Here is a 21,323-nt window from a genome sequence, read left to right as displayed (position 1 = left end):
GTGTCTGGACTGACGCTATCGCGAGCAAGCTCGCTCCTACATTGGAATGCGTTTCAATTGTAGGAGTGAACCTGCTCGCGATGGGGCCTTCAAACCATCGCCGCAAAGTTCAGCCTGAACTGCTGTGGCGTTACCCCCAATCGGCGGTTGAACACGCTGCGCATGTGCTGGGCATCGCGGAATCCACATTGGTAGGCCACGGTCTTGAGCGGCGAATGCGTGCTCTCCAGCAGCACCCGAGCCGCATCCACCCTCGCCCGCTCGACGAATTCCGCCGGGGTGATTTTGGCTTCCTTGGCGAACACCCGGGAAAAATTGCGGGTGCTCATGTTGGCCGCGTTCGCCAGGTCCGCGATGGTCAGGTCGCCGGTAAGGTTGGCCAGCACGTAGAGCTGAACCAGCGCCACGGCAGAGGTGGGTTCAGCGTGGGGCGTGAGAAACGGGCTGAACTGCGATTGCCCGCCCGAGCGTTGGGTGAACACCACCAGGCGCTTGGCCACGTTCAATGCGACTTCCGGTCCGTGGTCCATGGCCAGCAGATACAACGACAAATCGATCCCCGCCGTGACCCCGGCCGAGGTGTAGAGCTCACCGTCCTGCACGTACAAGCGATCCGCTTCGACCTGAGTCGACGGACATAACTGAGCCAGCGCGGCAGCGTCACCCCAGTGAGTCGTCACGGTTCGCCCCTCCAGCAATCCGGCCCGGGCGAGGATGAAGGCGCCGTTGCAGATCGAGCCAAAGCGTTGCGCCCGCGCGCAGGCAGATCGCAACCAGGTATCGAACGCCGCGCCGAAATCCATGAACGGCAACTGCGGCCCACCGGCCACCAGCAGCAAGTCATACGCCTCAAGCGCTTCGCTGAAATGCCGGTGCGCATTGAGCGACAGACCGTTGGAACACGGCATCACCCCGCGCTCGACGCCGATCACTTCCAATCGATAGTGATCCGCTGGTTCGAGGAAACGATTGGCTTCAGAAAACACATCCATGGGACCGGTGACGTCCAGGGACTGAACGCCGGCGAAGACCACGATGGCGACGGTTTTACTCATGGAAACAAACGCCCTCAATTGTTAGCCATTACGCGACCGGTAGCAGCTGTCGAGCGTGCGAGGCTGCGTTCGGCTGCGCAGCAGTCGTGAAATCAGGCACCGCGGTTTTTCAGGTAAACCGCGTACTCCGGGTTTACGACTGCTTCGCAGCCGAACGCAGGCTCGGCAGCTGCTACAGGTCCGTCCAACTTAGCCAATCCAGGCGCAACAAGCGAGGTTGGCGCGATATGCAGGTTCATTGGCAAGGATCGCAGCCATGGATCGATTGTCCGGTTTCAGGGGGCGGCACAGACTTTACCCATCAGCGCCGCCACGGCGTTCCCCACGAGGAAATCACCATGAGCAGCATCATTGCCGGTATCAAAATCCCCGACAGCGCACTGGCCAAGGCCACCACCGAATACATCCGCGACGTCGAATCCGACCTGCTGTATCACCACTCCCGCCGGGTGTTCCTGTTCGGTGCCTTGAGCGGCGAACGCAAGCAACTGGCCTACAACCCGGAGCTGTTGTACGTCGGCGCAATGTTCCATGACCTCGGTCTGGTGGAAGGTCATCGCAGCGCTGACGAGCGTTTTGAAGTCGACAGTGCCAATGCCGCCAAGGCGTTCCTCAAGCCTTATGGGCTGAGCGATGACGATATCGAGCAAGTCTGGCTGTCGATTGCGCTGCACACCACACCGGGCGTGCCGCAGCACCTGCGGCCGAACGTGGCGCTGGTGACCGCCGGGGTTGAAATGGATGTGCTGGGAATCGACTACGCGGCGTTTTCCACCGTGCAGCGCGAGGCGGTGGTGCATGCGCATCCACGCGGTGATGGGTTCAAGGAGTGCATCCTGTGTGCGTTCGCCAACGGCTTCAAGCACAAGCCGGACACGACGTTCGGCACGGTGAATGCGGATGTGCTGGTGGACAGCGAGGTGGGGTTCAAGCCGATGAACTTTGTCGAGATCATCCGCAAATCCCCTTGGGTTGCCTGAAACAACTGTGGGAGCGAGCTTGCTCGCGATGGCGGACTAACATTCAACATCTTCGCTGAATGTAATGGCCTCATCGCGAGCAAGCTCGCTCCCACAGGGGAGTTGGGTTGGCCACGTATTTGTGGTCAACCCGGCATTGCGCTTAAGCCGCTTCCGGCGCCGGGGCGCGGCGTACGTCCGGTTGTTTCCAGGAGTCGGCAGCGCCTTCTTCGATGGCTTGCTGAATCGCACGCTTGCGGCTTTCTTCGGCGCGGCGGCTGAAAAACCAGACCAGGAAGGTCACGATCGACACCGCCAGCAGAATCAGGCTGGCCACCGCGTTGATCTCCGGCTTCACGCCCAGGCGCACCGCCGAGAACACTTCCATCGGCAAGGTCGTGGAACCCGGGCCCGACACGAAACTCGCCAGCACCAGGTCATCCAGCGACAGGGCAAACGACATCATGCCGCCCGCCGCCAGCGACGGCGCGATCATCGGGATGGTGATCAGGAAGAACACCTTCCACGGCCGTGCACCGAGGTCCATGGCCGCTTCTTCGATGGACAGGTCCAGCTCACGCAAGCGCGCCGACACCACCACCGCCACATACGCGGCACAGAACGTCGTGTGCGCAATCCAGATGGTGATGATCCCGCGCTCCTGTGGCCAACCGATCATCTGCGCCATCGCCACGAACAGCAGCAACAGCGACAGACCGGTGATCACTTCGGGCATCACCAACGGTGCGGTCACCAGACCGCCGAACAGCGTACGCCCCTTGAAGTGGGTGATACGGGTCAGGACGAACGCCGCCAATGTACCGAGCGCAACCGCTGCAATCGCCGTGTAGCAGGCGATTTCCAGCGAGCGCACCACCGAGCCCATCAGTTGGCTGTTGTCGAGCAGGCCGACGTACCACTTGATCGACCAGCCGCCCCACACCGTCACCAGTTTCGAGGCGTTGAACGAGTAGATCACCAGGATCAGCATCGGGGCGTAGATAAACAGCAAACCGAATACCAGCATCAGGCTGGAGAAACTGAAGCGCTTCATTCTTTGCCCTCCATTTCTTTGGCCTGACTGCGGTTGAACAGGATGATCGGCACAATCAGGATCGCCAGCATCACCACCGCCAGGGCAGACGCCACCGGCCAGTCACGGTTGTTGAAGAACTCTTGCCACAGCACTTTACCGATCATCAGGGTTTCCGGACCGCCGAGCAGTTCCGGGATCACAAACTCACCGACCACCGGGATAAATACCAGCATGCAACCGGCGATGATGCCGTTTTTCGACAGCGGAATCGTGATCTTCCAGAAGCTGTTGAACGTGCTCGAACCGAGGTCCGAGGCGGCTTCCAGCAGGCTCTGATCGTGCTTCACCAGGTTGGCGTAGAGCGGCAGGATCATGAACGGCAGGTAGGAATAAACAACACCGATGTACACCGCGAGGTTGGTGTTGAGGATCTGCAGCGGTTCGTTGATCCAGCCCATGCTCATCAGGAAACCGTTGAGCAGGCCGTTGTTGCTGAGGATGCCCATCCACGCATACACGCGAATCAGGATCGCGGTCCAGGTCGGCATCATGATCAGCAGCACCAGCACCGTTTGCAGCTCTTTACGGGCGCTGGCGATGGCGTAGGCCATCGGGTAACCGATCAGCAGGCAGAGGATGGTGCTGAACAACGCCATCTTCAACGAGCCGAGGTAAGCGGCGATGTACAACTCGTCGTCGCCGAGCATCGCGTAGTTGCCGAGGTTGAGCAGCACCTGCAGCTTCTGGTCGACGAAGTTGTAGATCTCGGTGTACGGCGGAATGGCCACGTCGGCTTCGGCGAAGCTGATCTTCAAGACGATGAAGAACGGCAACATGAAGAACATGAACAGCCAGATGAACGGAACCCCGATGACCAGCTGACGGCCACCGGGAATTATTCGATTGAGGCGGCGTTTGAATTTGCGCATGTTCATGAACGAAGCACCACGCCGCTGTCGTCTTCCCAGTACACGTAAACCTGGTCACCCCAGGTCGGGCGCTGGCCACGGCGCTCGGCGTTGGCGACGAACGACTGGACGATCTTGCCGCTCGGCAGTTCGACGTAGAACACCGAGTGGCCGCCGAGGTAGGCGATGTCGTGCACCTTGCCGCTGGACCAGTTGTATTCACAGGTCGGCATGGTCGGCGTCACCAGCAGTTTTTCCGGGCGGATCGCGTAGGTCACGGATTTGTCCTGCACCGAGGTGCTGATGCCGTGGCCCACATAGATCTGGCGGTCCAGGTCCTTGCAGGTGATGGTGGCGTGACCTTCGGCGTCGTCGATCACTTCACCGTCGAAGATGTTGACGTTGCCGATGAACTCGCAGACCAGGCGACTGGTCGGGGTTTCGTAGATGTCGATCGGGCTGCCGATCTGGGCGATCCAGCCCAGGTGCATGATCGCGATGCGCTCAGCCATGGTCATGGCTTCTTCCTGGTCGTGGGTCACCATGACGCAGGTTACGCCGACGCGCTCGATGATCTCGACCAGCTCCAGTTGCATTTGCGAACGCAGCTTTTTATCCAGTGCACCCATCGGCTCATCGAGCAGCAACAGCTTCGGTCGCTTGGCCAGGGAGCGCGCCAGGGCCACACGCTGACGCTGGCCACCGGACAACTGATGCGGCTTGCGCTTGGCGTACTGGCTCATCTGCACCAGCTTGAGCATGTCGGCCACGCGGGCATCGACTTCAGCGGCCGGCAGTTTGTCCTGCTTGAGTCCGAAGGCGATGTTCTGCGCCACGGTCATGTGCGGGAACAAAGCGTACGACTGGAACATCATGTTGATCGGTCGCTCGTACGGCGGCATCTCGGTGATGTCGACGCCGTCGAGGTAAATGCGCCCCTCCGTGGGCCGTTCGAAGCCTGCGAGCATGCGCAGCAAGGTGGATTTGCCCGATCCCGAACCGCCGAGCAGGGCGAAAATCTCGCCTTTCTTGATTTCCAGGGACACATCGTCCACGGCAATCGTCTCGTCGAACTTCTTCGTGACCCGGTCGATTTTGACCAACACCTGTTTAGGTGACTGGTCGCCCTCGAGGGCTTTCTTATAGGCGCCGGAGGCAACTGCCATTTACGAAACTCCCAGAAAAAAAGAGTGCAGTTCGCTCAAGGTGAGCCAACCTTGGATAGTTTGAGCCTTGAAGCTATTTACCCGTCTTGACCTTGGTCCAGCTACGGGTCATCAAACGTTGAATGTTCGGTGGTAACTCGACCGACACGTAGGTCTTGTCGAGGACTGCTTGCGGTGGATAAACCGCTTCGTCGGTGCGAATGGACTGTTCCATCAGTTTGTCCGACCCGGGGTTAGGGTTGGCGTAGCCGACGTAATCACTGACCTGGGCAATCACCTCAGGTTTCAGCAAATAGTTGATGAAGGCGTGGGCTTCCTTGACGTTGGCCGAGTCCTTTGGAATCGCCAGCATGTCGAACCACAGCGCGCCGCCCTCTTTCGGAATCGTGTAGGCGATCTTCACGCCTTTCTTGGCTTCGTTCGCACGGTTGCGAGCCTGGAACATGTCGCCGGAGAAACCGATCGCGATGCAGATATCGCCATTGGCCAGGTCGGTGATGTATTTGGAAGAGTGGAAGTACGTCACGTAAGGCCGCACGGCCAGCAACTTGGCTTCGGCCTTTTTGTAATCTTCCGGGTTGGTGCTGTTGGCGTTCAGGCCCATGTAGTTGAGGACCGTGGGCATCATTTCGTCAGCCGAGTCGAGGAACGCTACACCGCAGCTGTGCAGTTTCTTGATGTTCTCCGGCTCGAACAGCACGCTCCAGGAATCAATCTTGTCGACGCCCAGCACAGCCTTGATCTTGTCGACGTTGTAACCGATGCCGTTGGTGCCCCACAGATACGGCACAGCGTACTGGTTACCCGGATCGTTCTGCTCCAGGCGCTTGAGCAGCACCGGGTCGAGGTTGCCGTAGTTCGTCAGTTTGGAGCGGTCGAGCTTCTGGAAAGCGCCTGCCTTGATCTGCTTGCCGAGGAAGTGGTTGGACGGCACGACGACGTCGTAACCGGTACGCCCGGCCAGCAACTTGCCTTCCAGGGTTTCGTTGGAATCGAAGACGTCGTAAACCGGCTTGATGCCGGTCTCTTTCTGGAAGTCTGCCAGGGTGGTAGAGCCGATGTAGTCCGACCAGTTATAAACATGCACAGTGCCGGCGGCCTGGACATTGACGGCCAGCGTCAACCCGGCTGCGACCAGCATGGCATTGCGAAACAAAGAAAAAATAGGCAAGTGGAGGTCCTCTAAAATTAGTTGGGCCCAAGTTGCCCCGCGTTACATGACAGCCATGGCTGCCCAGCAACAAAACCGGCGCGCAACTTACCCTCGAAAAACCGTTCCAGCAAAACTTTTATGCAGATACCTGTAGCAGCTGCCGAAGGCGGCGTTAAGGTCCGAAGGACCTTCCCGCGTTTTCAACAGCACAACTGCTCCGCAGTCGGACGCAGCCTGCGGCAGCTGCTACAGGGTTTTACGTCTTATTTACCCGATTTGATCTTGGTCCAGCTGCGAGTCAGCAGACGCTGGGTCGCGGCCGGCAAGTCGGCAATCGCGTACAGCTTGGCCATCACGTCCGCTGGCGGGTAGATGCCCGGGTCGCTGGTGATGTCTTTATCAACCAACGGTGTGGCAGCTGCGTTACCGTTCGGGAAACGTACGGCGTTGGTGATTGCAGCCATGACTTCCGGCTTCTGCAGGTAGGTCATGAACTTGTAGGCGCCTTCGACGTTTTCGGCATCTTTAGGGATGGCGACCATGTCGTAGAAGCTGCCGGCACCTTCTTTCGGAATGTTGTAGCTGACTTTCACCTTGTCACCGGCTTCAGCCGCGCGGGACTTGGCCTGGTACACGTCACCCGAATAACCCACGGCTACACAGATGTTGCCGTTGGCCAGGTCGGAGATGTACTTGGACGAGTGGAAGTAGGCGATCGAAGGACGAACTTTCAACAGCAGGGCTTCAGCCTTGTCGATGTCTTCCTTCTTCTGGCTGTCGGTCGGCAGGCCCAGGTAGTGCAACGCCGCCGGAATCATCTCGGTTGGCGAATCCAGCAGGCTGATACCGCACGACTTCAACTTGGCAGCATTTTCAGGCTTGAAGATCAGGTCCCAGGAATTGGTCGGTGCGTCGGCGCCCAGTGCCGCCTTGACCTTCTCGGCGTTGAAGCCGATACCGATCGAACCCCACATGTACGGGAAGGCGTGCTCGTTACCCGGGTCACTCACCGATACTGCTTTGAGCAGTTCAGGGTTCAGGTTTTTCCAGTTAGGCAGCTTGGACTTGTCCAGCTTCTGGTAAACGCCGGCCTTGATTTGCTTGGCCAGGAAGTTGTTCGACGGCACGACGATGTCGTAACCGGACTTGCCTGCCAGCAACTTCGCTTCGAGGGTTTCGTTGCTGTCGAAAACGTCGTACACCACCTTGATCCCGGACTCTTTTTCAAAGTTCGCGATCGTGTCCGGAGCGATGTAATCGGACCAGTTATAGACGTGCAACACCTTGTCGTCCGCCTGAACTGCACCCGCCATCGCGCCCAACAGGGACATGGCGAGAAGGGTCTTGCCAGCTATCTTCATACCTAATGCCTTCATCAGTAATGCTCCAATTTTTTCTTTTTAACCACGTGCTCAGCGGCCTTTTACTGGGCATCCGAACAACCGGTAGTCTGGCAAGTTCCGAGGCAGGCTTTCAAGGAAAGACCCATCCTTAATTTGCCCTGAGCGAAGTGCCAGCTTCGCACCCCGCTCAGAGCCTAGCACTTAGCCCTGCAACGCACTCAGGGTCAGGTCCAGACACTTGCGTGCCTTGGTCACCAACTCGTCGATTTCAGCCGGTGTAATCACCAGTGGCGGAGCAATGATCATGGTGTCGCCCACGGCACGCATGATCAGGCCGTTGTCAAAGCAGAACTGGCGGCAGATCATGCCGACGCCCTTGCCTTCGTAACGTTTACGCGTGGCTTTGTCCTGAACCAGTTCAATGGCCCCCAGCAGACCGACCCCACGCACTTCCCCCACCAGCGGGTGATCGTTCAGTTCCCGAAGACGCTTTTGCAAATAGGGTGCCGTTTCTGCATGAACGCGCTCGATAATTTTTTCTTCGCGCAGGATGCGGATGTTTTCCAGTGCCACCGCAGCCGCCACCGGGTGACCGGAGTAGGTGAAACCGTGGTTGAAGTCGCCGCCTTCGTTCAGTACGGCAACCACTTCGTCACGCACGATCAGGCCACCCATAGGGATGTAGCCGGAGGTCAGGCCCTTGGCGATGGTCATCATGTCGGGCTTGAGGTCGTAGTAATCGGTACCGAACCACTCACCGGTGCGGCCGAAACCACAGATCACTTCGTCTGCCACGAACAGGATGTCGTACTTGGCGAGGATTTCCTTGATGCGCGGCCAGTAGGTCTCAGGCGGAATGATCACGCCGCCGGCACCCTGGATCGGCTCGGCAATAAAGGCGCCGACGTTGTCCACGCCGATTTCCAGAATCTTCTCTTCCAGCTGATTCGCCGCCCAGACGCCGAACTCTTCAGGCGTCATGTCGCCGCCTTCGCCGAACCAGTACGGCTGCGCGATGTGGACGATGCCCGGGATCGGCAAGTCGCCTTGTTCGTGCATGTACGTCATGCCACCCAGGCTCGCGCCGGCCACGGTGGAACCGTGATAACCGTTCTTGCGGCTGATGATGACTTTCTTTTTCGGCTGGCCCTTGATCGCCCAGTAGTGACGAACCATACGCAGCATGGTGTCGTTGCCTTCGGAGCCGGAACCGGTGAAGAACACGTGGTTCATGCCTTGCGGCGCGATGTCGGCGATGGCCTTGGCCAGTTCCAGTACCGGCGGGTGAGCGGTCTGGAAGAACAGGTTGTAGTAAGGCAGTTCGCGCATTTGCTTGCTGGCCGCGTCGGCCAGTTCATCACGCCCGTAACCGATCGCGACGCACCACAGGCCGGCCATGCCGTCGAGGATCTTGTTGCCTTCGCTGTCCCACAGATAAACGCCCTTGGCGTTTGTGATGATGCGCGGGCCTTTCTCTTTCAGCTGTTTGAAGTCGCTGAACGGGGCCAGGTGGTGATCGTTGCTCAGGGTTTGCCATTCACGGGTTTGCGGATTATTGCTGGTCATACCAATCTCCAAAAAAAATCAGGTGAAAGCGCCGCCCGACAACGACGGCGCCCGGCGTATCAGACGGCGAAGAGCAGGAATTCACGCTCCCACGAACTGATGACGCGCTTGAAGTTTTCATGCTCGGCCCGCTTGACCGCGACGTAGCCAGTGATGAAGTTTTTGCCCAGGTATTTCTCGATGGTCGTGCTGTTTTCCATGCGTTCCAGCGCGTCCTCGATGGTCAGTGGCAGGCGCAGGTTGCGGCGCTCATAGCCACGACCCACCACCGGTGCGCTCGGGTTGAGCCCTTCGACCATGCCGATGTAGCCGCAGAGCAAGCTCGCGGCAATCGCCAGGTACGGGTTGGCGTCAGCGCCCGGCAGGCGGTTTTCCACCCGACGGTTTTGCGGCCCGGCATCCGGAACCCGCAGGCCCACGGTGCGGTTCTCTTCGCCCCACTCCACGTTCACCGGTGCCGAGGTGTCCGGCAGGAAGCGGCGGAACGAGTTCACGTTCGGTGCGAACAGCGGTAACAACTCAGGGATCAGCTTCTGCAAGCCACCGATGTGGTGCAGGAACAGTTGGCTCATGGTCCCGTCTTCATTGGAGAAGATGTTCTTGCCGGTTTCGATGTCGATGATGCTCTGGTGCAAGTGCATCGCGCTGCCCGGCTCGCCGGTCATGGGCTTGGCCATGAACGTCGCCGCCACGTCATGCTTGAGCGCGGCTTCACGCATGGTGCGCTTGAACACCAGGATCTGGTCGGCCAGGGACAGGGCATCGCCGTGACGGAAGTTGATTTCCATCTGCGCCGTGCCGTCTTCGTGGATCAGCGTGTCGAGGTCCAGTTCCTGCAATTCGCACCAGTCGTAGACGTCTTCGAACAGCGGGTCGAATTCGTTCGCCGCTTCGATCGAGAACGACTGACGCCCGATTTCCGGACGCCCGGAACGGCCGATTGGCGGTTGCAGCGGGTAGTCGGGGTCGTCGCTGCGCTTGGTCAGGTAGAACTCCATTTCCGGCGCCACGATGGGCTGCCAGCCGCGGTCGGAATAGAGTTTGAGGACCTTTTTGAGCACGTTGCGCGGCGACAGCTCGATCGGGTTGCCTTGCTTGTCGTAGGTGTCGTGGATCACCTGGGCGGTGGGCTCGATGGCCCACGGCACGAGGAATACGGCGTTCTGGTCGGGGCGGCAGATCATGTCGATGTCGGCCGGGTCGAGCAGTTCGTAATAGATGTCGTCTTCGACATAGTCGCCAGTCACGGTCTGCAACAGAACGCTTTCGGGCAGGCGCATGCCTTTTTCTGCAATGAACTTGTTGGTCGGCGAGATCTTGCCCCGGGTGATCCCGGTCAAGTCGGCGATCATGCATTCGACTTCTGTGATCTTGTGGTCTTTCAACCAATCGGTGAGCTGGTCGAGGTTGTTACTCATAAATGCCTCTAGGCTTTGAGTTTCCTGACGCTTGCTCGCATCAGGCAATAGTTGACGCATCGGCGTCGCGTTGAAACGGGTGTCTACGTCAGGCTATCGTGTTTCCCCGGACGGTGCGGCAAACGCCGGGCGTGCAGAATCACGAGCAATGCCCTGAGCGAAAGCCGGGCCGCTATTGTGAATCGGTTCTATATTGAATGAAGTAACCGTAATGGGGGTGCCATCTCGGCCGTCCAGAATATCGGACGGAGACAGGCAATCCGTCAGGGACGGCAGAAAGACCAGCCGTCCCGGAGCCTTCGAGGCCACGGCGCGGACGAAGGTGTCGCCACTGATGTGATAAGCATGCAGACCAATCTGCCTAGAGCAGTTGGTGACGCCGATTAACGGCAGGCGAGACATGAAGCACCCCGGTATTATTGGTGTTATGGGTTTGAATCGAGCTTAGCCTTGTTCATTTTTTTACACAACACCCCCGTAAAAAATACAACACGCCCCGCTCAAGCCCGCGGCAGCCAAAGCGTTCAAAGGCATAAAAACGCTCCAAAGTGCCCCAAAAAAGCCTTACGAGCGCTTTTTTAGGGCAAAAAAGGCCTCGCTTGACTTCGGCATGCCGTTCGGGTTGACTGGAATCCGAAGAGATCAATGATTGATATTTTTAACAACAAAGGTGTTGCATCATGTCGGTACCCCCGCGTGCCGTTCAGCTTAACGAAGCGAACGCGTTCCTTAAGGAACATCCTGAGGTTCTGTACGTTGACCTTCTGATTGCGGATATGAATGGTGTGGTGCGCGGCAAGCGCATTGAACGCACCAGCCTCCACAAGGTTTACGAGAAAGGCATCAACCTGCCGGCCTCTCTATTTGCTCTGGATATCAATGGTTCGACGGTGGAAAGCACCGGCCTGGGCCTGGACATCGGTGATGCTGACCGAATCTGCTATCCAATCCCTGACACCCTGTGCAATGAGCCTTGGCAGAAGCGCCCTACCGCGCAACTGTTGATGACCATGCACGAACTCGAAGGTGACCCTTTCTTCGCGGATCCCCGTGAAGTCCTGCGTCAAGTTGTGACCAAGTTCGACGAGATGGGCCTGACCATCTGCGCAGCCTTCGAACTGGAGTTCTACCTGATCGACCAGGAGAACGTGAACGGCCGCCCACAACCTCCGCGCTCGCCGATCTCCGGCAAACGCCCGCACTCGACTCAGGTCTACCTGATCGACGACCTCGACGAATACGTCGACTGCCTCCAGGACATTCTGGAAGGTGCGAAAGAGCAAGGCATCCCGGCCGACGCCATCGTCAAGGAAAGTGCCCCGGCGCAGTTCGAAGTGAACCTGCACCACGTGGCCGACCCGATCAAGGCCTGTGACTACGCGGTCCTGCTCAAGCGCCTGATCAAGAACATCGCCTACGACCATGAAATGGACACCACGTTCATGGCCAAGCCTTACCCGGGCCAGGCGGGCAACGGTCTGCACGTACATATCTCGATTCTTGATAAAGACGGCAAAAACATTTTTGCCAGCGAGGATCCCGAGCAGAACGCCGCACTGCGTCACGCGATCGGCGGTGTGCTCGAGACCCTACCCGCGCAGATGGCTTTCCTCTGCCCGAACGTCAACTCCTACCGTCGTTTCGGCGCACAGTTCTACGTGCCGAACTCGCCGTGCTGGGGCCTGGACAACCGTACTGTAGCGATCCGCGTTCCAACCGGTTCCTCCGATGCCGTACGCATCGAACACCGTGTGGCCGGCGCCGACGCCAACCCATACCTGTTGATGGCTTCGGTCCTGGCAGGCGTGCATCACGGTCTGACCAACAAGATCGAGCCGGGCGCGCCCGTGGAAGGCAACTCCTACGAGCAGAACGAGCAAAGCCTGCCGAACAACCTGCGCGACGCATTGCGTGAGCTGGACGACAGCGAAGTCATGGCCAAGTACATCGATCCTAAATACATCGATATCTTCGTGGCCTGTAAGGAAAGCGAGCTGGAGGAGTTTGAACACTCCATCTCCGACCTTGAGTACAACTGGTACCTGCATACCGTGTAAGCGGTTGCAGTAAAAAAGAACGCCGTCGGCTTTACAGCTTACGGCGTTTTTTTATGGCCGCCTTCGGCGGGTCGCGAGCAAGCTCACGCCCACAGGGATCTATGGCGTACGCAAAATCTGTGTTTCACATCGATCAACTGTGGGAGCGAGCTTGCTCGCGATGGCGTCCTGGCAGACAACATCAAACCCTGCTCGTACAATGCCCGCTGCCCCCGCAGGAGACTTCAATGACCCGACTCGCCACTCCACGCAAACCCCGCGCCCGCAGTCAGGCGCGGATCGATTCGATACTCGATGCCGCCCGCACGCTGCTGGCCGCCGAGGGCGTGGCCAGTCTGTCGATCTACAGCGTCGCCGAGCGCGCGGAGATCCCGCCCTCCTCCGTCTACCACTTCTTCGCCAGCGTCCCGGCGCTGCTTGAAGCGCTGACGGCCGACGTCCACGCCGCGTTCCGCGCCTGCCTGCAAGCGCCCATCGAGCATGGCGCCCTCAGCGGCTGGCGTGACCTGTCGCGCCTGGTGGAGCAGCGTATGCTGGCGATCTACAGCGAAGACGCCGCCGCCCGCCAATTGATCCTCGCCCAGCATGGCCTGACCGAAGTCACCCAGGCCGACCGCCAGCACGACATCGAACTGGGCGACCTGATGCACAAACTTTTCGATCACCATTTCGAATTGCCGAAGCTGCCAACGGACGTGGATGTGTTTGCGCTGGCGATGGAGCTCGGTGACCGCGTTTATGCGCGCTCGGTGCAGCAGCATGGTCAGATCACGCCGCGGATGGCCGAGGAAGGGATGCGGGTGTTTGATGCTTATCTTGGGTTGTACTTGCCGCCGTACTTACACAAGCGCGTTATCCCTGCCTGATTTTCGCGGGTTTTAATGGCCCCATCGCGAGCAGGCTCACTCCTACAGTTGATCTTCAGCGCACACAGAATTTGTGTACGACAAAAATCCCTGTAGGAGCGAGCCTGCTCGCGAAGGCCGCACCGCCGATTTCACTGAATAAGTTACAACTTGGCGATCGACACTTCAGTGGATTTCACAAACGCAATCACTTCACTGCCGACCACCAGTTCCAGCTCTTTCACCGAGCGGGTGGTGATCACCGAAGTAACGATGCCGGATGCGGTCTGAACGTCGATTTCCGACAGCACGTCGCCCAGTACGATTTCCTTGATCGAGCCTTTGAATTGGTTACGAACGTTGATGGCTTTGATAGTCATACGATTTCTCCTGAGGTCGAAATGAGCTGCAAGTGGCAAGCTACAAGCAGCAAGTAAAAGCGCTCTGCTTCCTCTTTCCGCTTGAAGCTTGCAACTCGCCGCTGCGTCTATTGCGCCCAACGCAATTGCGTAGGCAAGGGTGAAACGGGTTCCGGTTCCGGCGGTTCGCCGGGCTGTGCGAGGACGCGATTGAGGACTTCGGTTTCCAGTGCCGCCAGCCGATGCGAGCCGCGCACCCGAGGGCGCGGCAGTTCCACCATCAGGTCGAGGCCGACTTCGCCCTCTTCGATCAGGATCACCCGGTCGGCAATCGCCACCGCTTCACTGACGTCGTGGGTCACCAGCAACACGGTGAAACCATGCTTGCGCCAGAGCCGCTCGATCAGTTGCTGCATCTCAATTCGGGTCAGGGCATCCAGCGCGCCCAGCGGTTCGTCGAGCAGCAGCAAGCGCGGTTGATGGATCAACGCACGGGCCAGCGCCACACGTTGCTTTTGTCCACCGGACAAGGCCGCCGGCCATTCATTGGCGCGATCCGCCAGGCCGACCGACTCCAGTGCTTCAAGGGCTTGCGCACGCCAGTCGCCATTAAGGCCGAGGCCGACGTTGTCGATGACCTTTTTCCACGGCAGCAAACGCGCTTCCTGGAACATCAATCGGGTGTCTTCCCGCGCATCACTCAACGGCGCAGCGCCGGCGAGCAAGTCACCGCCCGTAGGCTGGTCGAGGCCCGCCAGCAAACGTAGCAACGTACTTTTGCCGCAGCCGCTGCGCCCGACCACCGCAACGAATTGGCCCGCCGGAATGTGCAGATCGATCTCGCGCAATACCTGCCGCGAGCCAAAGGTTTTTTGCAGCTTGCGCACCACCAGCGCAATCCCGCGCAGCAGGCGTGGAGGTTGCTGAGCGGTCATGCCGCACCTCCTTTGACTACCTGATAAGCCGGGTGCCAGCGCAGCCATACGCGTTCAAGTCCACGGGCCGCGAGGTCGGCCAGTTTGCCAAGCACCGCGTACAGAAGAATCGCCAGCACCACCACGTCGGTCTGCAAAAACTCTCGGGCATTCATCGCCAGATAACCGATACCGGAACTGGCCGAAATGGTTTCCGCAACGATCAGCGTCAGCCACATGAAGCCCAACGCAAAACGCACACCGACCAGAATCGAAGGCAGCGCACCCGGCAGAATCACCTGGCGAAACAGGCTGAAACCAGACAAGCCATAACTGCGCGCCATCTCCACCAGTGCCGGATCGACGTTGCGGATGCCGTGATAGGTGTTGAGGTAAATCGGGAACAACGTGCCCAGCGCCACCAGGAAAATCTTCGCCGACTCGTCGATGCCGAACCACAAAATCACCAGTGGAATCAGCGCCAGGTGCGGCACGTTGCGGATCATCTGCACCGAACTGTCGATCAGGCGTTCGCCCCATGTCGACAGGCCGGTGATGAAGCCCAGCACCAGGCCGATGCAGCCGCCGATAGTGAAGCCCAACGCGGCGCGCCAGCCGCTGATTGCCAGGTGCGTCCAGATTTCACCGCTGCGCACCAGGCTCACACCGGCTTCGATCACGGCGATCGGTGCTGGCAGGATCCGCGTCGACAACCAGCCCGCCGATACCGACAACTGCCACACCGCCAGCAGCAACACCGGCAACGCCCACGGCGCGAGGTTGTGGATGATTTTTTTCATGGCGCGCCTCAGCTCCGGGACGCGGCTTTGGGAAGGATGTCGTTGGCGACCATCTCGCCGAACGGGCTGACGTAGTTGGCCCCCTTCGGCAACTCCGGACGTTGAATGTCCAGATGCGGAAAGAGCAATTCGGCCACGCGGTAAGACTCTTCAAGGTGTGGATAACCGGAGAAGATAAAGGTGTCGATGCCCAGGTCCGCGTACTCCTTCACGCGGGCGGCCACGGTCGGGCCGTCGCCGACCAATGCCGTACCGGCACCGCCACGCACCAGACCGACACCGGCCCACAGGTTGGGGCTGACTTCGAGGTTGTCGCGGCTGCCGCCATGCAGGGCGGCCATGCGTTGCTGGCCGACGGAATCGAAACGCGCCAGCGAAGCCTGGGCACGAGCGATGGTTTCATCGTCCAGATGCGAGATCAATTTATCGGCGGCTTGCCAGGCTTCGGCGTTGGTCTCGCGAACGATTACATGCAGACGAATACCGAAGCGCACTGTGCGACCGAGCTTCGCCGCTTTGGCGCGCACTTGCTCGATTTTTTCGGCCACGGCGGCCGGCGGTTCGCCCCAGGTCAGGACCATTTCCACTTGCTCTGCCGCGAGGTCTTGCGCCGCTTCCGACGAGCCACCGAAGTACAGCGGCGGACGCGGTTGCTGGATCGGCGGATAGAGCAATTTCGCCCCTTTCACGCTGATGTGCTGACCGTCGTAATCAACGGTTTCGCCTTCGAGCACGCGACGCCAAATGCGGGTGAACTCCACCGAGGCCTGATAGCGCTCTTCGTGGCTGAGGAACAAACCGTCGCCGGCCAATTCGTCCGGATCACCGCCCGTGACCAGATTAAACAACGCACGACCGCCAGACAGACGATCCAGGGTCGCCGCCTGACGCGCGGCCACCGTCGGGGAAATGATCCCGGGGCGCAGAGCGACAAGGAATTTCAAACGCTGGGTCACCGGGATCAGCGACGCGGCCACCAGCCACGAGTCTTCGCAGGAGCGCCCGGTAGGAATCAGCACCCCGCCGAAACCCAATCGATCCGCCGCTTGCGCGACTTGTTGCAGGTAACCGTGGTCGACGGCGCGAGCGCCTTCGGCGGTGCCAAGGTAATGGCCGTCGCCGTGGGTAGGCAGGAACCAGAAAATATTGAGGCTCATGGAGTGGTCTCCTTCAAAGAATCGAATTACTGCGCTTTCGCAACGGCTGCCGGTGGCGTCCAGATCACGTCTTTGATGCTCAACGGCTTCGGAATCAGCTTGAGCTGGTAGAAGGTGTCGGCGATTTTCTGTTGCGCGGCGACCACTTCAGGCGTGAGGAACAGCGCGCCATAGCCCTGGCGTTTCACCGAGGTCAGGGTGATGTCGGCAGGCAGACCGAGCAGTGGCGACACCTGTTGGGTCACGTCTTCGGGATTGGCCTTGGACCATTCACCGACCGCGCGCACTTCTTCGACGAGGGTCTTGATCACCTCAGGATTTTTCTGTGCGTAAGGTTTGGTCGCGAGGTAGAACTGATGGTTGTCGACGATGCCCTGGCCATCGCGCAAGGTGTGCGCTTGCAGTTGTTTCTCGGCAGCGGCCTGGTACGGGTCCCAGATGACCCAGGCGTCGACGCTGCCACGCTCAAAAGCAGCGCGAGCATCGGCTGGCGGCAGGAACACGGTCTGGATGTCGGTGTATTTGAGGCCGGCGTCTTCCAGCGCACGCACTAACAGGTAGTGGACGTTGGAGCCTTTGTTGAGCACGACTTTCTTGCCCTTGAGGTCCTTCACCGATTTGATCGGCGAGTCCTTCGGCACCAGGATCGCTTCGCTGTGGGGCGCCGGTGGTTCGTAGGCGACGTAGAGCAGATCGGCGCCGGCAGCCTGGGCGAACACCGGCGGGGTTTCACCGGTCACACCGAAGTCGATGGAGCCAACGTTCAGGCCTTCGAGCAGCTGCGGGCCGCCGGGGAATTCAGTCCATTGCACGTCCACGCCTTGGGCGGCGAGACGTTTTTCCAGGGTGCCCTTGGCTTTGAGCAGCACCAGCGTGCCGTACTTTTGATAACCGATTCGCAACGTCTCGGCTTGAGCTTGAGTAATGGCGCCGAAGGACACAGCCGCAACAAACAGAGCGACCAGACCACGACGCAAAATGACAGTGCGCATAGCGCTCTCCTTTTTGCAGTTGGGTGTTGGCTGCACCTGCTTGGCCGTTGGCGGCTGAGTAAGGTGAGTGGATCAATGTCGGGTGAGGCTCAAATGCTCCAGCGAGCACTCAACAAACGTTCATTCAACAGGTTCGGATCGAGCGGCTTGGGCCGTCGCGCCATGGCGCTGCAAAACAGTTCCAGCGACTCGTTCAATCGTTGTTCCAGCTCCGGCGCCAATTGCGCCTGGGCACTGCCTTCGCCGTAAGCGATCTGGCTATCTACCGCAAAAATTCCGTGAAGCATTTCCTGGGCTTTCAGTGCCGACAGCACGGGCTTGAGTGCGTAGTCCACCGCCAGCATGTGGGCGATGCTGCCGCCGGTGGCCATCGGCAATACGACCTTGTGGGCCAGGGCGCGCTCGGGCAGCAGGTCCAGCACGGTTTTCAGTGCGCCGGAGAACGACGCTTTGTAAACCGGTGTGGCGATCAGCAGGCCATCGGCGTTTTCAATCTGTTGCAGCAGGTCGATGACCTTGGGGCTGTCGAAGCGTGCGTGCAGCAAGTCTTCCGCCGGGAAATCCCGAATCTGGTAACTCACCACTTCTACCCCTTGCTCCTGCAACCAGCGCTGGGAGCGTTCCAGCAGCACCCCGGATCGGGAGCGTTGGCTGGGACTGCCACCGAGTGAGACGACCAGCATTCAGAGGATTCCTTGAACGGTGTTGGCGATTCGCGGTTTGCGATCTCGCTGGGATGGGAGTGACCTTAACAGCTGATTGTTATATCCATAAATCATATTTATTCATTTGGTTATGCTTTATGGAGATATATAAATCAGTGCTTTACTGGCATAAAAAAAGGCCGTCGAAACGGCCTGAAATCCCCTGCTATTGGATCTGGGTTCTGCAGTGCCTGTCAGGGCCTCATTGCGATGGCGATTCAAGCCACGCAGAAAATGTTTAGCGATTCGGCTGCGGCGTCAGGCGCAGATACGGTTTCACCGTCCGATAACCCTTGGGAAAACGTTGCTTGATTTCATCTTCGTCCTTGAGCGACGGCACGATTACCACTTCATCACCGTCCTGCCAGTTGGCCGGGGTCGCCACCTTGTAGTTATCGGTGAGTTGCAGCGAATCAATGACCCGCAGGATTTCGTGGAAGTTGCGGCCGGTACTCGCCGGGTAGGTGATGGTCAGCCGAATCTTTTTGTTCGGGTCGATCACGAACAGCGAGCGCACGGTCAGGGTGTCGTTGGCGTTGGGATGAATCAGGTCGTACAGGTCCGACACCTTGCGGTCGGCATCGGCGAGGATCGGGAAGTTGACGAGGGTGTTCTGGGTTTCGTTGATGTCCTCGATCCACCGGTGATGCGAGTCCACCGGGTCAACCGACAGGGCGATGGCCTTGACCCCGCGCTGGGAAAATTCGTCCTTGAGCCGGGCGGTGAACCCCAATTCGGTGGTGCACACCGGGGTGAAGTCCGCCGGATGGGAAAACAGCACACCCCAGCTATCGCCCAGCCATTCGTGGAAACGGAGGGTGCCGGCGCTGGAGTCCTGTTCAAAGTCGGGGGCGATATCGCCAAGTCTGAGGCTCATGATGCTGCTCCTGGTGAATGCGTGTTGAGCTCGACTTTGCCCGCATCCGAGAATAATTAAAAAGAATAAATATCGATTTATTTAGATCATAAAGAAATATTAAAGATCTGTTCACTGGACGCGAACAGACAACGCGCCCAACATCGCCCACAAGGTTCGAGAAGGCCTTGAGTGCTGCAAAAGAGGGGAATTTCGAGGCGGGTTTACGGGGGTGACCCCGCCTTGAAACGCAAAAGCCCCGCCGGGCGAGATGCCGGGCGGGGCTTTTTTTGTCTCGGTTACAAGAGCGCTATTACAACAGCGGGATCGAGTAGCTGAGGATCAGGCGGTTTTCGTCCTGGGAGCGAGTGCCCGGCAGGTCAGTGCGCCACATAGCGTTTTTCCAGGCAACACCAAGGTTCTTCAGCGGGCCGTCCTGAAGGACGTAGGCAACGCTCAAGTCGCGTTCCCACTCGGAAGCGCCGTTGGCCAACTCGCCACCTTTTGCGTTGACGGTGTCGATGTTGTCACCGCGCAGGTAAACCATACCGGCGGTCAGGCCTGGTACGCCAACCTTGGCGAAGTCGAACGAGTAGCGTGCTTGCCAGGTTTTCTCGCCGGCACGGCCGAACTTCTGGATTTGCGAATCGGTGATGGTGTAGTTCGACGAACCGTCACCCTGGTTCAGCCAAGGGAAGTCGCTGCTGCCGTTGCTGACCTGGTAACCGCCACCGAAGGTATGACCGGCAACCGAATACAGGAACAGGCCGCTGTACAGGTTGTTGTCGACCTTGCCTTTACCGTTTGGCGCGTTGTAGTTGCCAGTGGTGTAGTACAGCGGGTCGTGACCGTTGGCACCGTCGTCAGAGCTGTTGAAGTAACGGAAATCCGACTTCAACACGCCCGGGCCGATTGCCCAGTTGTGAACCAGACCCAGGAAGTGTTGCTTGTAGAACTCTTCCAGGTTGCCGTAGTAGTACTGGGCCGTCAGGTCCTTGGTGATTTTGTAGTCACCACCGGCGTAGATGAACTTGTTGCTGTCACGGAATTTGGTCCCACGGGAGTTCGCGCCCGAAATGGACATCTGCTCGTTGTTGCTGGAGTTACGGCCTTTAACGGCTTCGATCTGACCACCGACCAGGGACAGGTCCTTGATCTCGGCGGAAGTGATCTGGCCACCCTGCCACGTTTGCGGCAGCAGACGACCATCGTTGGTCACGATGACCGGGTTTTTCGGCTGCAAGGTGCCCAGTTTCAGCTCAGTCTGGGAAACCTTGGCCTTGGCCGTCAGGCCCAGGCTGGAGAAGTCATCAACCGCTTCGCCGTTGGACTTGCTCGGGAACACAGTGCCGCCGTACGAGGTGGCAGTCGCGCCGTTGGTGCCGCCGCCCGAATCCAGCTTCACGCCCAACAGGCCGATCGCATCGATACCGAAGCCGACGGTGCCTTGGGTGTAACCGGAGATGAAACGCAGATCGAAGCCTTGGCCCCACTCTTCGTTTTTGTTCGGACCGGTACCGTCACGGTTATCGGTGTTGATGTAGAAGTTACGCAGCCCCAGGGTGGCCTTGCTGTCTTCGATGAAACCAGCGGCGCCTGCTTGCTGCGCCAAAACCCCAACGGCCACAGCGATGGCCAAGGTGGACTTGTTCATTGTTTCGCTCCTCATTACTAATGCTTGTGATCCTGGTCCTGGGTCGAATGCCCTGGATCCTAAGACGCGCAATTGTTGCCGAGCCTTCTAGGCCGGTCGTTTTGGCCGTGCAGGATACACAGCTTCATAAAGCCAAAAAGAATTTTGTTTTTCTTTTTAATACCGTTTAGGTATATGCCTGCACAGCACAGATCCGAGGTATCGGCATGAAAGCCAATTCCTTGACCTGTTCTACTTACGAGGTTTTTCAACTAACGCCGGCTCCACGATGAGGACCGGTCGGAGCCCACTTTAGGTGCCCGTGATAAAAACCAAAAAGAATAAAAAGTACGCACAACTGCAGTTATTGAAATATTGACAGGCAAAAAAAAGCCTCGCCAG

Annotated in this window: 19 protein-coding genes and 1 pseudogene; 3 read left to right on the top strand and 17 right to left on the bottom strand. The window is 58.8% G+C overall.

Going from position 1 to position 21,323, the window contains the following annotated elements:
* Nucleotides 1-89: 89 nt before the first annotated feature.
* The gene (locus tag D882_RS0129195; protein WP_027926493.1) at nucleotides 90-1,055 is read right to left on the bottom strand and encodes a GlxA family transcriptional regulator; all 966 of its coding nucleotides are present in this window, start codon (nucleotides 1,053-1,055) and stop codon (nucleotides 90-92) included.
* A gap of 338 nt (nucleotides 1,056-1,393) precedes the next feature.
* Between D882_RS0129195 and D882_RS0129190 the strand changes: the two genes are divergently transcribed.
* Nucleotides 1,394-2,035: an HD domain-containing protein gene (locus D882_RS0129190; protein ID WP_027926492.1), complete on the top strand. Its 642-nt coding sequence runs from the start codon at nucleotides 1,394-1,396 to the stop codon at nucleotides 2,033-2,035.
* A 142-nt stretch (nucleotides 2,036-2,177) separates the two neighbouring features.
* Here the strand turns inward: D882_RS0129190 and D882_RS0129185 are convergent, their stop codons facing one another.
* From D882_RS0129185 to D882_RS1000000133335, 8 genes and pseudogenes are all read right to left on the bottom strand, one after another.
* The gene (locus D882_RS0129185) at nucleotides 2,178-3,068 is read right to left on the bottom strand and encodes an ABC transporter permease subunit (protein WP_027926491.1); all 891 of its coding nucleotides are present in this window, start codon (nucleotides 3,066-3,068) and stop codon (nucleotides 2,178-2,180) included.
* Nucleotides 3,065-3,946 (bottom strand): ABC transporter permease subunit, encoded by an 882-nt coding sequence (locus D882_RS0129180; protein WP_172825964.1) that lies wholly within the window; start codon nucleotides 3,944-3,946, stop codon nucleotides 3,065-3,067. Before D882_RS0129180 ends, D882_RS0129185 begins: the two co-directional genes overlap by 4 nt.
* Nucleotides 3,947-3,981: 35 nt before the next feature.
* Nucleotides 3,982-5,124 (bottom strand): ABC transporter ATP-binding protein, encoded by a 1,143-nt coding sequence (locus D882_RS0129175; protein WP_027926489.1) that lies wholly within the window; start codon nucleotides 5,122-5,124, stop codon nucleotides 3,982-3,984.
* 73 nt (nucleotides 5,125-5,197) lie between these two features.
* Nucleotides 5,198-6,295, bottom strand: coding sequence for a polyamine ABC transporter substrate-binding protein (locus D882_RS0129170; RefSeq protein ID WP_027926488.1), 1,098 nt, complete (start codon nucleotides 6,293-6,295; stop codon nucleotides 5,198-5,200).
* 245 nt (nucleotides 6,296-6,540) lie between these two features.
* On the bottom strand, nucleotides 6,541-7,638 hold the full coding sequence (locus D882_RS0129165; protein WP_027926487.1) for a polyamine ABC transporter substrate-binding protein: 1,098 nt from the start codon (nucleotides 7,636-7,638) through the stop codon (nucleotides 6,541-6,543).
* A gap of 183 nt (nucleotides 7,639-7,821) precedes the next feature.
* The gene (locus D882_RS0129160; RefSeq protein ID WP_027926486.1) at nucleotides 7,822-9,186 is read right to left on the bottom strand and encodes an aspartate aminotransferase family protein; all 1,365 of its coding nucleotides are present in this window, start codon (nucleotides 9,184-9,186) and stop codon (nucleotides 7,822-7,824) included.
* Nucleotides 9,187-9,245: 59 nt separating this feature from the next.
* Nucleotides 9,246-10,604, bottom strand: a complete 1,359-nt coding sequence (locus tag D882_RS0129155; RefSeq protein WP_027926485.1) for a glutamine synthetase family protein — start codon at nucleotides 10,602-10,604, stop codon at nucleotides 9,246-9,248.
* A gap of 111 nt (nucleotides 10,605-10,715) precedes the next feature.
* Nucleotides 10,716-11,006 (bottom strand): annotated as a pseudogene (locus D882_RS1000000133335) (gamma-glutamyl-gamma-aminobutyrate hydrolase family protein); the annotation flags it as partial.
* A 278-nt stretch (nucleotides 11,007-11,284) separates the two neighbouring features.
* Between D882_RS1000000133335 and D882_RS0129150 the strand changes: the two are divergent.
* Nucleotides 11,285-12,661, top strand: coding sequence for a glutamine synthetase family protein (locus D882_RS0129150; RefSeq protein WP_017341358.1), 1,377 nt, complete (start codon nucleotides 11,285-11,287; stop codon nucleotides 12,659-12,661).
* 227 nt (nucleotides 12,662-12,888) lie between these two features.
* Nucleotides 12,889-13,527 carry a TetR/AcrR family transcriptional regulator gene (locus tag D882_RS0129145; RefSeq protein ID WP_027926484.1) on the top strand — a complete coding sequence of 213 codons (639 nt, stop codon included), beginning with the start codon at nucleotides 12,889-12,891 and terminating at the stop codon, nucleotides 13,525-13,527.
* A gap of 143 nt (nucleotides 13,528-13,670) precedes the next feature.
* Here the strand turns inward: D882_RS0129145 and D882_RS0129140 are convergent, their stop codons facing one another.
* The 8 genes from D882_RS0129140 to D882_RS0129105 form a co-directional block, all read right to left on the bottom strand.
* Nucleotides 13,671-13,886: a molybdopterin-binding protein gene (locus D882_RS0129140; RefSeq protein ID WP_003229256.1), complete on the bottom strand. Its 216-nt coding sequence runs from the start codon at nucleotides 13,884-13,886 to the stop codon at nucleotides 13,671-13,673.
* A 107-nt stretch (nucleotides 13,887-13,993) separates the two neighbouring features.
* Nucleotides 13,994-14,800, bottom strand: a complete 807-nt coding sequence (ssuB, locus tag D882_RS0129135; protein WP_027926483.1) for an aliphatic sulfonates ABC transporter ATP-binding protein — start codon at nucleotides 14,798-14,800, stop codon at nucleotides 13,994-13,996.
* Nucleotides 14,797-15,579: an aliphatic sulfonate ABC transporter permease SsuC gene (ssuC, locus tag D882_RS0129130; RefSeq protein WP_027926482.1), complete on the bottom strand. Its 783-nt coding sequence runs from the start codon at nucleotides 15,577-15,579 to the stop codon at nucleotides 14,797-14,799. The genes ssuB and ssuC overlap by 4 nt, the downstream gene beginning before the upstream one ends.
* 8 nt (nucleotides 15,580-15,587) lie before the next feature.
* Nucleotides 15,588-16,736, bottom strand: a complete 1,149-nt coding sequence (gene ssuD, locus D882_RS0129125; RefSeq protein ID WP_027926481.1) for an FMNH2-dependent alkanesulfonate monooxygenase — start codon at nucleotides 16,734-16,736, stop codon at nucleotides 15,588-15,590.
* 26 nt (nucleotides 16,737-16,762) lie between these two features.
* The gene (locus tag D882_RS0129120) at nucleotides 16,763-17,728 is read right to left on the bottom strand and encodes a sulfonate ABC transporter substrate-binding protein (protein WP_027926480.1); all 966 of its coding nucleotides are present in this window, start codon (nucleotides 17,726-17,728) and stop codon (nucleotides 16,763-16,765) included.
* Nucleotides 17,729-17,817: 89 nt separating this feature from the next.
* On the bottom strand, nucleotides 17,818-18,411 hold the full coding sequence (gene ssuE, locus D882_RS0129115) for an NADPH-dependent FMN reductase (protein ID WP_027926479.1): 594 nt from the start codon (nucleotides 18,409-18,411) through the stop codon (nucleotides 17,818-17,820).
* 259 nt (nucleotides 18,412-18,670) lie between these two features.
* A complete protein-coding gene (locus D882_RS0129110; protein WP_027926478.1) occupies nucleotides 18,671-19,309 on the bottom strand; it encodes a peroxiredoxin in 639 nt (212 codons plus the stop codon).
* A gap of 292 nt (nucleotides 19,310-19,601) precedes the next feature.
* On the bottom strand, nucleotides 19,602-20,942 hold the full coding sequence (locus D882_RS0129105) for an OprD family porin (RefSeq protein WP_027926477.1): 1,341 nt from the start codon (nucleotides 20,940-20,942) through the stop codon (nucleotides 19,602-19,604).
* Nucleotides 20,943-21,323: the final 381 nt, after the last annotated feature.

The sequence above is a fragment of the Pseudomonas sp. URMO17WK12:I12 genome (assembly GCF_000514395.1).
GTDB classification, from domain to species: domain Bacteria; phylum Pseudomonadota; class Gammaproteobacteria; order Pseudomonadales; family Pseudomonadaceae; genus Aquipseudomonas; species Aquipseudomonas mucoides.
Note: the sequence above shows the minus strand (reverse complement) of the source record. Positions and strands in the feature narration are given on the sequence as shown.

Excerpts from the sequence above, each read along its gene's own strand:
- ssuE (WP_027926479.1), bottom strand. The coding sequence starts at position 18,411 with ATGCTGGTCGTCTCACTCGGTGGCAGTCCCAGCCAACGCTCCCGATCC.
- D882_RS0129150 (WP_017341358.1), top strand. The coding sequence starts at position 11,285 with ATGTCGGTACCCCCGCGTGCCGTTCAGCTTAACGAAGCGAACGCGTTC.
- D882_RS0129165 (WP_027926487.1), bottom strand. The coding sequence starts at position 7,638 with ATGAAGATAGCTGGCAAGACCCTTCTCGCCATGTCCCTGTTGGGCGCG.
- ssuC (WP_027926482.1), bottom strand. The coding sequence starts at position 15,579 with ATGAAAAAAATCATCCACAACCTCGCGCCGTGGGCGTTGCCGGTGTTG.
- D882_RS0129155 (WP_027926485.1), bottom strand. The coding sequence starts at position 10,604 with ATGAGTAACAACCTCGACCAGCTCACCGATTGGTTGAAAGACCACAAG.
- D882_RS0129120 (WP_027926480.1), bottom strand. The coding sequence starts at position 17,728 with ATGCGCACTGTCATTTTGCGTCGTGGTCTGGTCGCTCTGTTTGTTGCG.
- D882_RS0129195 (WP_027926493.1), bottom strand. The coding sequence starts at position 1,055 with ATGAGTAAAACCGTCGCCATCGTGGTCTTCGCCGGCGTTCAGTCCCTG.
- D882_RS0129145 (WP_027926484.1), top strand. The coding sequence starts at position 12,889 with ATGACCCGACTCGCCACTCCACGCAAACCCCGCGCCCGCAGTCAGGCG.
- D882_RS0129175 (WP_027926489.1), bottom strand. The coding sequence starts at position 5,124 with ATGGCAGTTGCCTCCGGCGCCTATAAGAAAGCCCTCGAGGGCGACCAG.
- D882_RS0129105 (WP_027926477.1), bottom strand. The coding sequence starts at position 20,942 with ATGAACAAGTCCACCTTGGCCATCGCTGTGGCCGTTGGGGTTTTGGCG.
- D882_RS0129140 (WP_003229256.1), bottom strand. The coding sequence starts at position 13,886 with ATGACTATCAAAGCCATCAACGTTCGTAACCAATTCAAAGGCTCGATC.
- D882_RS0129190 (WP_027926492.1), top strand. The coding sequence starts at position 1,394 with ATGAGCAGCATCATTGCCGGTATCAAAATCCCCGACAGCGCACTGGCC.
- D882_RS0129185 (WP_027926491.1), bottom strand. The coding sequence starts at position 3,068 with ATGAAGCGCTTCAGTTTCTCCAGCCTGATGCTGGTATTCGGTTTGCTG.
- ssuB (WP_027926483.1), bottom strand. The coding sequence starts at position 14,800 with ATGACCGCTCAGCAACCTCCACGCCTGCTGCGCGGGATTGCGCTGGTG.
- D882_RS0129110 (WP_027926478.1), bottom strand. The coding sequence starts at position 19,309 with ATGAGCCTCAGACTTGGCGATATCGCCCCCGACTTTGAACAGGACTCC.
- D882_RS0129160 (WP_027926486.1), bottom strand. The coding sequence starts at position 9,186 with ATGACCAGCAATAATCCGCAAACCCGTGAATGGCAAACCCTGAGCAAC.
- ssuD (WP_027926481.1), bottom strand. The coding sequence starts at position 16,736 with ATGAGCCTCAATATTTTCTGGTTCCTGCCTACCCACGGCGACGGCCAT.